Source organism: Pedobacter sp. 05L430 (genome assembly GCF_056397585.1).
Map to the genome: position 1 here is coordinate 16,321 of NZ_JBFTNT010000032.1, position 13,409 is coordinate 29,729.

Below are 13,409 nucleotides of genomic sequence, written 5' to 3' on the forward strand. Positions count from 1 at the left end.
ATGAAAAAAACGGATGTAGCTGTAGTAGGAATGTCTTGCATTTTTCCCGGTGCGGGTGATGTGGAGACATTCTGGCAAAATATAATTAACAAGGTAGATTCTACACAGATTGTTCCTGCMAATAGAATTGATCAGGTACATTTTGAAAAGGGTTCTGCTGGAGTCGATCGTTTTTATTGTAACCGTGGAGGTTTTATCCCTGAAGTGGAGTTTGATCCTGCCGGTTTTGGGATATTACCATTAGCTGTTGAAGGTACAGAACCTGATCATTTGTTAACACTTAACCTGGTTCAGAAAGCATTGGAAGATGCAGGGGTGTTTGAAAAGAATGTTTCGCTTGATAAAACGGGCATCATTATCGGTAAAGGGAATTATGCCGGGCCGGGAGCTACCCGCGCCATAGAAATAGTGAGAACAGGCGAGCAGATTGCCAGTGTTTTAAAAGATCTTTTACCTCATTTGGGTGAAGAAGAAATAGATAAGGTAAAGAAAGAGTTTCAGGTTCGTAAAGGTCGTTTTGGCGCTGATACTGCAATGGGGCTTATTCCTAATCTTGTGGCTTCTTTAGTTGCCAACAGGTTAAATCTTGGCGGGGTGGCTTATACTTTAGATGCGGCCTGTGCGAGCTCTCTTATTGCCATTGATCATGCGGTGCAGGAGTTGAATAGTAAGCGTTGTAATATGGTTATTGCAGGGGGTGTTCATGTTGGCCAGAATGCTGCGTTCTGGAGTATTTTTACTCAACTGGGTGCTTTATCCAGAAAAGGAAAGATTGCTCCTTTTGATGAGGGAGCCGACGGATTACTTATTGGAGAAGGTTGTGGGTTTGTAGTGTTAAAATGCCTTGAAGATGCAATTGCTGATGGCGACAGAATTTATTCCGTATTAAAAGGTATTGGTGTTAGTAGTGATGGAAGTGGCACGAGTGTAATGAGCCCTTCGGTAAAAGGACAAATCAAAGCGATTGCCCAGGCCTGGGAAAATGCTGGTGTTGATTTAAAAGATATAGGATACATTGAAGCTCATGGTACCGGTACGCCATTGGGTGATAAAACTGAGATAGAGACTTTATTGCAATTTTTTGGTAGTGATAATTCATTGCCAAAGGCAGGTATTGGAACGGTAAAATCTAATATCGGTCATGCCATGCCTGCTTCGGGTATTGCAGGACTGATAAAGACATCATTAGCATTGTATCATGGTATTATTCCGCCGACATTGCATTGTGATGTTCCTCTAGCGCAATTAAAAGAAACGAGATTTAGTGCTGTGCAAGATGCGCAGAATTGGGAAACTTCAGGTTTACCAAGGATTGCGGGTGTAAATGCCTTTGGTTTTGGAGGCATAAATGCACATGTGGTACTTGAAGGTTATGAAGCTAATAAGCCGGAGCCTGCTTCTGTTTTAAAGAGTACACAGACAGATCAGGTATTGTTAATAGCGCGCCACAGCCACGAAGCTTTGTTGGATGCTTTGGAAACCAATGACAAAGATCCTGGTGAAGGCAAATATCGCATTGCGGTGTTTGATCCAACTCCCGAGCGAATAAAGAAAGCGCTTAAAATTGCGGGGAAAAATATTCCATGGCGCAATAAACAAGATATATGGTATAATAATGAGCCTCTTTTAAGCAAGGGTGGGAAAGTAGCTTTTGTGTTTCCAGGCCTTGATGGTTTGGCAGGTGGAGAGGTACTTAGTGTTGCTGAGCATTTCAATATTGCACATAAGGAGGTATCGACAGCTGGTGGTTTATTAGATGAAGCTTTGAAAATTCTGGAGAAAAGCAGCATTCTTGATACGGCCATTAAGCAATTAGGTGTACTGCCTGATATGAATGCAGGACATAGCTTAGGGGAATGGCTCGCGGCAAGATCTTCTGAGCTGGCAGAAGAATCATCGGTAATGCAATTGCTTAACTACCTCAACCCGGAAACATTTGAGTTAAAGGATTCCAAATTTATTGCCGTAGGATGTGGAATTGATAAGCTGCAGCCTATTATCGAAAACATAGATCAACTATATCTTTCAAATGATAATTGCCCGCAACAGGTTATTCTTTGCGGAAGTAATACGGCTCTTGATGAGCTGGTGCCAATATTAAGGACCAAGCAAATCTTTCATCAGATACTTCCTTTTCAGTCTGGATTCCATTCTCCTTTTGTGGCAGATAAACTGGACGTTATGCTGGAAGGCATGAAGGATATGCAGTTTAGAAAAACGAAGTTCCCATTATGGTCGGCAACTACTTTGGAGCTTTATCCGGAAGGTTTTGAAGCAATAAGACAGTTAAGTGTAGAACACCTGATAAAGCCTGTTCGCTTTCGTGAACTTACTGAGCGACTTTATAATGAAGGTGCAAGGGTGTTTGTGCAGATCGGATCGGGTGGTTTGATTGGTTTTATTGATGATACTTTACGCGGTAAAAATTATAGTGCGGTATCGTCAAACGTACCAATCCGTTCTGGTATTGCCCAGTTGCAACGTGTACTAGCGGCATTGTTTGTTGAGGGTAAGGAAGCCGGAATGCAATTCATGGGGTATGATAAGAAAAAAGTAGCTGCCAGAAAAGGTATTGTGCTTCAGCTTGGCTTACCCATAATTAATAATATTGCAGGCATTAAAGCACTGGCGCAAAAACAAGAAAAGACTGCATATCGGAGGGAGGCAGTTCTGGAGGACTCTGCTGCCTCACATCCTCTAATGAAGGCTTTTAATGAGAATGTTGAGGAGATGATTGATATYCAATCGGAATTACTTCAGTTATTTAAGAATGGAGTTCCTGCTAATCAAACTGCAAACGCCCCCGCTCCGGTTATGAGGGCCTCTGGTCGGAGGGTTCCATTTTCTAAAAAGCTGGATGTTAGTTTAGAAAACTGTCCGTATCTGGTAGACCATTCATTGCTCAGACAACCCAAAGGATGGCACTGTCTAGATGATATGGATCCCGTAATTCCAATGACAATGATTTTTGAACTGTTCGCTGAAATTGCAGTTGATCAGTCGCCCGAAGAGCAGGTGCAAAAGATCATGAACATAAAGGTGTTCCAATGGATGAATGTTGCAAAACCATTTGTAGAAACAGTTACAGGCGAGTGGAAAGATCACCAGTTGGTATATCTGAATCTGGAGCGCTTTGCAAATGCAGAAGTATTGCTGGCCGCTAATCTTGCTGATGCTCCTTTGAGGAGTTTTGATGTGGGTAAGATTTTGAACATCGACAGAACAACTGAGCAGATATATGATGGACATATGTTTCATGGACCCGGCTATCAGGGTATAAAGAAATTAATTGCTGTTGGTGAAAAAGGCATTACCGGTATCATTGAAGGTGATACTGGCAAGGGTTCTCTTTTAGATAATGCCGGACAGCTGTTTGGTTTATGGCTGCAGCTTACACTTACAAAAGATCGCATCGCTTTCCCTGTTAAAATACAGGAAATAGAGTTCTTTGGTGATTTTAAAGATCAGAAAGGAAGTTTTGAATGTACTTGTGTGCTCACGGAGTTGAATGATGAATTTGCTACCGCAGATTTTGTGATGAAGCGGGATAATAAGATCTGGGCGGTAATATCAGGCTGGCAAAACAGAAGACTTGAAATTGATGATGCGTTGTGGAGCGTTTCTATGTCGCCATTAAATAACAGACTTTCAGAAGAGATTGCCCCGGGAGTGTTCATGTTTCACAACGCTTACAGCAGGGTGGTTTCGTGGGACTTTATTTTAAAACGCTATTTCAATCAGGATGAGAAAAAACATCATAATTCATTATTGCCAAATAAGCGAAAAGAATGGATGATCAGTAGAGTTGCAGTAAAAGATGCTGTTCGAAATTTACTGAAGAAGACTAAACAAGAAGCCTACTTTCCGATTGCTTTTGAAATCAGATCAGACGAATTCAGAAAGCCCTACCCATATGGCAATATGACTGAGGATATACATGTTTCTATTGCCCATAAAGGGACTGATGCTGTTGGAATTGCACAATACGATAGATCTGTTGGTATTGACATTGAACGGATTGAGGAGCGAAGTGAAGGGTTTGCTGATCTCGTTTTCTCTGAGGAAGAGAAGGTACTGCTAGCAGATAAAGACAAAGCGGAATGGGCAACCCGTTTTTGGGTGGCAAAGGAGGCTTACGGGAAATACCTCGGGAAAGGCCTGCAGGGAAATCCAAAAGCATATACTATACAGGAGATCAGAGGAGAAGAATTAAGGATTCACGACATATTCATAAAAACAATAAAACATAAAAATTATATAATCGGATGGACGCAGTAGTATCGACAGCAAAACTGAACAGCAACGAGATCTTTGATCTTATGAAACAATTTATTACAGAGGTGATAGGAGAAGAGTTTGTGGAAGAAATGGATATCACGATGGAAAGCTCTTTCACTAAAGACCTTGAGATGGATAGTATTGAAATTGTATCCTTTTCTGAAAAAATTAAGGCACACTTTGGTGAGCAGATAGACTTTACAGGATGGTTGTCTAACATGGATCTTGATCAGCTTATCAATCTGAATTTAGGAACGATTGTAAACTACATAGAAGAATGCCAATAATAGAAGTAAATAACAGAGGAGTGCATATACAGGAACTGAATAAAGGGGCTGCGGAAACGGTGCTGCTTGTTCACGGGATGTTTAGCAACCTTTCTATTTACTATTTTAATATTGCGCCCATTTTAGCGAAACACTTTCATGTGGTTATGTATGATCTTAAAAGCCATGGCTTAAGTGAAAGAATAGAAAATGGCTACGACCTTAATAGTATGACCGATGATCTGGTGAATTTACTGGATAGTTTGGGGATTGATAAGGTGCACCTGGCCGGATATAGTTTTGGGGGACTTATTGCTTTAAAAATGGCTGCGCGCTTTCCCCGAAAGATAAAAAAACTTGCTGTTATAGAAGCCCCAGATCCTAATGATGATAAAACGAGAGATATTATAGATGATTACAGCAGGGAGTTTCTGGAGCATTATGTAACCAATTTTACAGATACCACGAAGGTGAAAATGGGAAAGCGACAGATGGAACGTAACCACCGTATGTACGAGTATCTTTTTCACGAAACCAGTATAAAGAGTGATATGATTCTTGAGAAGGAGTTTTTTAGCGCTGCTGAGATTTCGGATATACAGCAAGATACTTTACTGCTATATKGTGCAAATTCAAATTGCCTGGGAGCGGGTAAGAAATTGAAAAATAAGATAAGAGGAGCAGCATTGCTTGAGGTTAACGGCGACCATAATATTCCTATTCAGGAGCCGGTAAGTATTGGAAATATCATGGAAACATTTTTTAACAATGGCTAAATTGGTATTCATAGTTCCGCCTTTAACAGGGCATATTAACCCAACATTAAGTATTGGTGCTGTTTTATTGCATCGCGGTCACGAAGTGGCCTGGATTAGTCTGGATAAATCTTTGGCTTTGCGCCTCCCTAAAGGGGGGCAGTTACTGCTTATTGAGTATGATGAAAATGATCAGCAAAAACAGGACAGCGAGAAATATCTTGACATCATTACAAAGAAGATCGTTTATGGTATCGATAGCATCAAATTCCTTTACGAGGAAGTTTTGATCCCTTTGAACAAACACAGTTACGAAGGTATTGTGGGTTTGTTGGATAAGTTTAAGCCAGATCTGATAATTACAGATCATCAGATGTTTGCCGGAGCTATTGCTGCAGTTAATAGAAATATTCCTTATGCAACTTCTGTTACTGCACCGGCTGCAATTAAGGTGATGGATGAACTACCTAAGATCCATGAATGGGAGGTAAACCAAATTGTGGCACTTCAAAAGGATTTGGGTGTTGAAAGTGAAAATGCTATTGCCTGCTCGGACCTGTTAACAATGGTGTTGACATCTAAAGCTTTTTTTGGTGAAATGGAATTGCCTTCTAATTATCAGTTTGTAGGTCCTGTTATCCATAAGCGAGAAGGGCAAACGCCTTTTGATTGGGAAGGATTGGAACGGAGGACCCCGCAACCAAAAATATTGGTAAGTATAGGAACTACGTTTGATCACGAACATAAGAAGAGTTTTTTTGCTAAGGTGATTGAAGCTTTTGCTGAAGAACCTTTAACTGTTGTGGTTGTTTCTGAACCTTCGTTATTTGATGAATGGCCCGGGAATTTTATCGTTCAGCGCAATGTTCCACAGCTGGAGCTGCTACCTTATCTCGATGCAGTTGTTTGTCACGGAGGTCATAATACAGTATGTGAAACTTTAACTAATGGTTTGCCAATGGTAGTTGTGCCTATTGCGTACGACCAGTCGCACGTTGCCGGAAGGGTGGTCAGAGTGGGTGCCGGGTTGAGGTTAAATTTCAATCGGTTCAAATCAAAACATCTTAAGGAAGCTGTTGAGGAAATTTTAAATAATGAATCTTTCGGTAAGGCAGCACGACAGATGAGCTTGTCTTTTGAAGAGGCTGGAGGGACGGAAACTGCTGCTGATTTGCTTGTACAGTTAAGCGCGGTAAGATATGTTGAGGTATTAAATAATTAAAAGAGAATTATGTCAAAGTTTTTGTTCGTTGTGCCACCTTTTTTTGGTCATATAAGCCCAACGTTAAGTGTAGGAGCCAGTCTTATCGCTAAAGGTCATGAGGTGAAATGGCTTGGTGTTATACCGCTTTCGGATTCTCATATTCCTGAGGGTGGTGAGTACATCTATCCGCATGATGATTTGGTTGAACATCAGGAAGAACTTCAAAAAATATTAAAGAGACAGGATGATGGCCCGGCTTGTTCTGGACCTGAGGTAATGAAACTGGCACTTGAAGAAACTTACGTTCCTATTGCCCGCATTATGATGAAAGGCCTGGGTAGGTATGTTGATGAATGGAAGCCAGATGTAATTATTAACGATTGCATCACTTTTGCGGGGGCATTATGTGCTTACATTAAAGGAATTCCTTGTGTTACGACTACACCGGTGCCACCGGATGTGATGGGAGATACGGCGAACAGCGCACCTAAAATATTTGAATGGCAGGAAAACCTGATTAAAGGATTACAGCGGGAATTTGGTGTGTATGGTGAAGAGATTGTAATTCACTCACATAAAATGAACATCGTTTTTACTTCTGAAGAGTTTGCCGGAGCTCAGGACTCCATGCCTCATATGAAATTTGTTGGGCCTGTTAAAGGTCGGCCAAATCATGCTGACTTTGATTGGGAGAGGTTAGAAAAAACAACTACTCCTAAAGTATTTGTTTCGTTAGGAACTTTGCTGGTTGACATAAGAAAAGAGTTTTTTGGTAAGTTGATCGAAGCTTTTGCAGATGCCCCGGTAACTATAGTGGCAGCCACCAATCCAGATATTTTTGAGCAATGGCCTGATAATTTTATTGTTAATGGTTTTGTACCACAGGCTGAGCTGATGCCAAAAATGGATGCTGTGATTTGTCATGGTGGTTTTAATACCGTTAACGATACCTTCATTAATGGATTGCCAATGTTGATCACTCCAATTGCCTATGATCATTTTCATACCGCTAAACTTATCGAAAATGCCGGTTGTGGGATCAAGATCCGCTATAAGCGGTTACGCATCGAGGATATGAAGAGGGCAGTATTTGAGTTGCTTGAAAATCCGGTATACAGAAACGCCTCTTTGAGAATTAAAGAAACATTTATTGCTGCCGGTGGAAATGATAAAGCAGTACAGTTATTAGAAGAATTTGTATGAAAAGAAAGCTTCTATTTGCCGAAAGAATGCTTCATGGAAATGGGGAAGCGCCCTTTAATGCCGTGATCCCTATAAAGTTAAAAGGGAGTTTTGAAATAGAGAACTTGCGCTATGCATTGCGGAGGCTTCAGGAAAAACACCCATTTTTGAATGCTTTTGTAATGGATGACCAGAAATCGAGGCCCTGGTTTGTGGTTAGTGAAAAAATTGAACTTCAAATTCCTTTAAGGATTGTAGCCCGGACTACTGATGACGACTGGAAAACAGAGTCAATGAATGAGTGGTCGACCTTGTTTGATACCAGATCAGGGCCTTTAATGAGGCTGGTGTGGATAAAAGGTGAGGAGTTTTCTGAATTTATAATGGTTATCCATCATTGCCTTTGTGACGGGGGCTCGGCTATGGCAATTTTGGCTGAACTTTTACTATTACTAGATGATGGCTCAATAGAGATAGGTAAGGAAGATCCGATTTTAAGGATTGAAGATATTATACCGGTTTCAGTTCTTAATAACAAGAAGAAGATCATTAAAGCCAAATTAATTGGAGGTGTAGCAACCCTGTTTTTATGGCTGATTCCCGTTAAAAAGAAATTGATTGAAAGAAAGCGTGATTATATGATTCACTGGAAGCTTGAAAAGGAATTAAGCGACCGGTTAATCCATAAGTGTAAAACGGAAGGAGTTACGGTTAATACAGCACTATGTGTGGCAGTATTAAATGCATTTAAGGAAGTTCGAAAAGAAAACTTTCATAACAAAATCTCACTCCCTGTTGATATTCGCAGGTTTGCCCCAAAAATTAAGAGAGATAACATTTTTGCGTTTGGTTTGATGCTGGTGGTTTCTGCAGATAAAGACCTCGGCTTTTTTGCTGACGCTAAAAGAATGCAGGAAGATATTGACAAGAAAACCACAAAGTTAGATCCGTATGAAACGATTATGATGATGGAAGAGTCGCATTCATCATTAAATAACTTTACTAATTTTCTAAAGTATGGTAAGTCCAGTAACGATTGCATGTTTTCTAATCTGGGCAGAGTAGATATTCCTTATCTGTATAAAAATTTTGCTGTGGAAACCATTTTTAGCCCCTCTGTAATAGGTCCGTTGGGGAATACGACAACACTTGTAACCTCAACCTATCTTGGGCAAATGGATTTTACATTTATTGCCAGCGAAGGGTTTATCCCGTATAATGAAGCGCAGGCTATTAAAGAAAAAATGATGGAAATACTTAATGAGCTATGAGAAGACGGCTGATCATGGGAGAAAGAATCATGTATGTGGATGCTTCTACTCCTTTAAATTGTGTATTTGCAATTACTATTCGAGGGAGTTTTACGCTTGAAAGATTACGTAATGCATTACATAAAGTGCAGCAAAAACATCCTTTATTGCGAGCAAGTATAAAGGAAGATGCTGCGGGGGTTCCTTATTTTGTTTCGAGTAATAAGCTTTCTGAAATTCCGGTTAGAATTGGGGAAAGGGTTAGTGATGACGATTGGAAAGCACAATCTAAAGCTGAATGGAGAAAACTTTTTGATGGAAAGAGTGCGCCATTGGCAAGAGTTGTATGGCTTAAGGATGCCGAAGTTTCGGATCTGATTCTAGTTTGTCCGCATTGTATTTGTGACGGTACTACTTTTGTCGCTTTGATGAGTGAGATATTAGAAGTACTGGATGAACCGGAAAAGGAGCTATCCAGCTACCTGCCATTTAATTCTATGGAAGGATTACTTTCTCAATCATTTAAAGTCAGTAAAGGGAAGGTTTTAAAAGCGAAGTTTTTTTCAGTAGTTGCAAGGTTGTTTTTTCTTTTTAAATCTACAAAAAGTAAAAAGCCTGAGGGGCAGAACTATTTTTTGCATTGGCGACTGGATGCAGAGAAAACGGCAGCACTTGCTATTGAATGTAAAACAGCAGGTGTAAGTGTGTATTCTGCTTTGTGTGTTATTTTATTAAAAGCATTTCAATCTGTTAAAGGGAGTAAGGCTCGTGGTAAGGTAATCTGTCCGGTTGATGTGAGGCGATTTATCAGCGAAATAAAAGGGGATACCATGTTTGCTTTTGCACCCATTGCCGAACTATCGGTTGATGATAAGCTTGCCGGTTTTTGGGAAAAAGCAAAGAAAGTAAAGGAAGACCTGAATACAAAAATTGCTGCTATGAATGTTCATGAACTATTGATCATGAGTGAATATTTCCATGGCTCGGTAAAGAAGATGGTGAAGTATTTATTGACCACTGAAGGTAGTCATGATGTAACTTTTTCAAATATGGGCAGACTGGGAATTCCTGAAAACTACGATTCCTTTGAAGTGGAAGCTATATATAGTCCATCGGTCGGTTTCCCATGGCGAAATCCCAATACCATAGTTGTAAGTACTTTTAAAGGAGAAATGGATTTCACATTTTGCTCAAATGATGCTTTTTTACCTGAAAGTGAGGCAATAGCAATTAAAAATAAAGCGCTGGAACTATTACAGCAAGAGTTGATGGTAAGTTATGCTTAAAGATTTAAAAAGTGATGGCATGGTATTGAAAAGGCTTGTTCTGCGGAACCTGCCGCTTTACTTTATTCCCAACGTTATCGCTAACACTATTATCCCGTATTTTAGCTTTAAAAATCTCAATGCGGTTCACTTATTTGAAGGTGAGTATTGTATTGCGCGGTTTCTGCTACCTATGGCATTGTTGCTTCCATTTATAATCACTTTCGATATTTTAAAAAAAACAATAGCACTTTCTGAAGAGGGTAAAGCAGGATTTGTGCTGCCTGATAATTTTACTAAGAATAAATTTATGTTTAAAATGGCAGGTATTAACGGCGTAACTACCTCATCTGTTATTTTGTTTTGTATGTTGGCGGTCCAACTTAGTATCCCTAAAGATTATAGTTTTAATGGGAAATTGCTTTCTATTCTTTTGGGTGCCCTGGCCGGTACATTGTCGATAGTTTTTACTCTCTGGCCCATTAAAAAAATTAAAGAGTTAAAAAGTGCTTAATTTCTGGTCTGATAGCAACTACCTGGCGGTTAACAATCATTCTTTGTCAGAAATAAATTAAAAGCTGTATTTTTGCAAGAAAAAAGCAATTGGGAACTTTACTGGATCAAGGAATAAAAGGATATAGAAATTACGGAACACACCTCAAAGAGAAATACAATGGGCAACGTGTGTTTAAAGTAATAGTTGATGGTGGATTTACTTGTCCTAACCGCGATGGGAGTAAAGGTTATGGAGGATGTACCTACTGTAATGTAGACTCTTTTACCCCTGAGCTTTCCAGAAAGCTGCCAACCATACGCGAACAATTAGAGCAGGGTATGGAAAGAGGTAAGGGTTTTTATAAAGCCGATAAGTTTATTGTTTATTTCCAGCCTAATACGAATACTTATGCTCCTGTACATTATTTAAAAATGATGTACGATGAAGCACTATCTATAAATACAGAAGATGTTGTAGGCTTTTCTGTGGGTACCCGCCCTGATTGTATTGATGCAGAAAAGGTTGCTTTACTTGAAAGCTATGCTGATCGATTTGATGTGGATTTGGAAATGGGCATGGAGTCTATATACGACGAAACGCTTAATCAGATCAATAGAGGATGTAGTCATGGCGAGTTTGTTGAGGCCGTTAAATTACTTGAAAACAGTAAGCTTGACCTTTGTGTACATACTATTTTTGGCTTCCCTTGGGAAACAGAAGAAATGATGCTGGGTTACATCCATGAGATTAACCGGTTCCCTCAAATCAAATTTGTAAAATTCCATCACCTTCACATAGTAGAAGGATCAATTATGGGAGTAAAATATAAAAAGGAACCCTTTAAGCTGTTCTCGCTAGAAGAATATACCGATCTGCTTTGTAAATTAATTCCGTTATTGAGGCCCGATATTGTTATTCAAAGATTATTTGGGATATCAGATTGGGATTTGTTAATAGCACCTAACTGGGKGTTAAATAAATCTGCAATTCAAACATATATTGATAAGGAAATTGAACGCAGAGGTGTAGTGCAAGGATCAGAATACTTAGCTAAATAGATTACCAGACATTTTATGAATAACTTTATTACTTTGAAACTTAAGATCACCTTAGTTTTGTTTCTTTGTGTGCTTACAACATTCGCACAGCAAGAAAAGGCAGGTTATGCTATTATACCACAACCTGTGAAACTCATTCCTGCTGCAGGTAATTTTGAGTGGACAACTGCTACAAAACTGCTGTTGGCTGAAAACTCGGAAAGTCTGGCACCAGCCTTAACTGAATTAAAGGCTACTTTTGCGTTGCTTAAACAAGGAAAGACAGCCGCAAATACAGTTACTTTAGGTCTTGATCCTTCCATTGCAAATGAAGGTTATACATTATCAGTTGAAAAAAATGCAATTGTAATTAAAGCTGCCACAATACAAGGTGCCTTTTGGGCTGTAACCAGCCTGAAACAGTTGATGGGAACTGCGATATTACGCCGCAAGCAGGTTTTACAAAAATCATTGCTGAGCGCAATCGCTATTCCTTGTGTAAAAATTGAAGATGCGCCACATTTCTCGTGGAGAGGTATTCATTTGGATGTTTCCCGTCATTTCTTTGATCTTGCTTATCTGCGAACAATGATAGATAGAATGTCTTACTATAAATTCAATAAGTTTCATTTGCATTTAACAGATGATCAGGGTTGGAGAATCGAAATCAAAAAATACCCTGAACTAACATCAAAAGGCGCGTGGCGAGAGATGAATGGTCAGGATTCGAGTTGTATTGCACTTGCTAAAACAAATCCTGATTATGCTATTCCTGAAAAACATTTCAAAATGATTGATGGTAAGAAGATGTACGGAGGTTTTTATACTCAAGATGAAATGCGTGGGCTAATTGCGTATGCTGATTCTAAAGGAATAGAGATTATACCTGAAATTGATATGCCGGGACATATGATGGCTGCAACAAACCTTATGCCCTGGCTAACTTCTCATGGCAAAGGTGGACAGGCAAAGGACTTCTCTGAGCCATTGTGCCCATGTAAAGAAACAACTTTTGAATTTGCCGAAAATGTATTTACTGAGATTGCTGCATTATTTCCAAGCAAATATATCCATCTGGGTGCCGATGAAGTTGAAAAAAGCAGCTGGAAAAATGTGCTTGAATGTGAAGCGCTGATGAAGAAGGAAGGACTTAAAAGTGTGGATGAGCTGCAAAGCTATTTTGTGCGGAGAATGGAGCGGTTTTTTAACAGTAAAGGTAAAAAGCTAATCGGTTGGGACGAAATTCTTGATGGAGGTGTATCGCCAACAGCTACAATGATGTATTGGAGAACATGGGTGCCTACAGCACCTAAACACGCTGCGGAAAAAGAGAATGATGTGATTATGACTCCTGGTGAGTTTTGTTATTTTGATGCTCAGCAAGATGGTGGTTCATTACAAAAGGTATATTCTTTTGATCCATATAAATTTAACATCTCAGAAAGCGAGAAGAAATTTGTAATTGGAGTACAAGCCAATATATGGACGGAATATATTCCTTCTGAGAGAAGATTGGAATATATGGTGTTTCCAAGAATGTTGGCTATGGCGGAGGTAGCGTGGTTTAAAGGAGGTGTAGACTGGAATAATTTTGAAAATCGTGTACAGAAGCACTTTTCATTGCTGGATGCTATGAATATAAATTATCGGCTTCCAGACCTGGATGGATTTACTAC

10 protein-coding genes are annotated in these 13,409 nt (G+C 39.6%); all 10 read left to right on the forward strand.

Annotated elements, in window-relative coordinates:
• A complete protein-coding gene (locus AC1DG9_RS08025; protein WP_337717394.1) occupies positions 1 to 4,278 on the forward strand; it encodes a type I polyketide synthase in 4,278 nt (1,425 codons plus the stop codon).
• Entirely contained in the window at positions 4,266 to 4,565 is a 300-nt protein-coding gene (locus AC1DG9_RS08030; protein WP_048907178.1) for an acyl carrier protein, read from the forward strand. The genes AC1DG9_RS08025 and AC1DG9_RS08030 overlap by 13 nt, the downstream gene beginning before the upstream one ends.
• Positions 4,556 to 5,320 (forward strand): alpha/beta fold hydrolase, encoded by a 765-nt coding sequence (locus AC1DG9_RS08035; protein ID WP_477634485.1) that lies wholly within the window; start codon positions 4,556 to 4,558, stop codon positions 5,318 to 5,320. The genes AC1DG9_RS08030 and AC1DG9_RS08035 overlap by 10 nt, the downstream gene beginning before the upstream one ends.
• The gene (locus tag AC1DG9_RS08040; RefSeq protein WP_337717396.1) at positions 5,313 to 6,521 is read left to right on the forward strand and encodes a glycosyltransferase; all 1,209 of its coding nucleotides are present in this window, start codon (positions 5,313 to 5,315) and stop codon (positions 6,519 to 6,521) included. The genes AC1DG9_RS08035 and AC1DG9_RS08040 overlap by 8 nt, the downstream gene beginning before the upstream one ends.
• A gap of 9 nt (positions 6,522 to 6,530) precedes the next feature.
• Positions 6,531 to 7,706, forward strand: coding sequence for a glycosyltransferase (locus tag AC1DG9_RS08045; protein ID WP_337717398.1), 1,176 nt, complete (start codon positions 6,531 to 6,533; stop codon positions 7,704 to 7,706).
• Complete coding sequence (locus tag AC1DG9_RS08050) at positions 7,703 to 8,956, forward strand: condensation domain-containing protein (protein ID WP_288882690.1); 1,254 nt, start codon at positions 7,703 to 7,705, stop codon at positions 8,954 to 8,956. Before AC1DG9_RS08045 ends, AC1DG9_RS08050 begins: the two co-directional genes overlap by 4 nt.
• 14 nt (positions 8,957 to 8,970) lie before the next feature.
• Positions 8,971 to 10,221 (forward strand): condensation domain-containing protein, encoded by a 1,251-nt coding sequence (locus AC1DG9_RS08055; RefSeq protein WP_477634486.1) that lies wholly within the window; start codon positions 8,971 to 8,973, stop codon positions 10,219 to 10,221.
• 19 nt (positions 10,222 to 10,240) lie between these two features.
• The gene (locus tag AC1DG9_RS08060) at positions 10,241 to 10,714 is read left to right on the forward strand and encodes a hypothetical protein (protein ID WP_477634487.1); all 474 of its coding nucleotides are present in this window, start codon (positions 10,241 to 10,243) and stop codon (positions 10,712 to 10,714) included.
• A gap of 89 nt (positions 10,715 to 10,803) precedes the next feature.
• Entirely contained in the window at positions 10,804 to 11,754 is a 951-nt protein-coding gene (gene mnmL / locus AC1DG9_RS08065; RefSeq protein ID WP_477634488.1) for a tRNA modification radical SAM protein MnmL/YtqA, read from the forward strand.
• Between the two features lie 15 nt (positions 11,755 to 11,769).
• On the forward strand, positions 11,770 to 13,409 hold a 1,640-nt coding region (locus AC1DG9_RS08070), incomplete at its 3' end, for a beta-N-acetylhexosaminidase (RefSeq protein WP_477634489.1).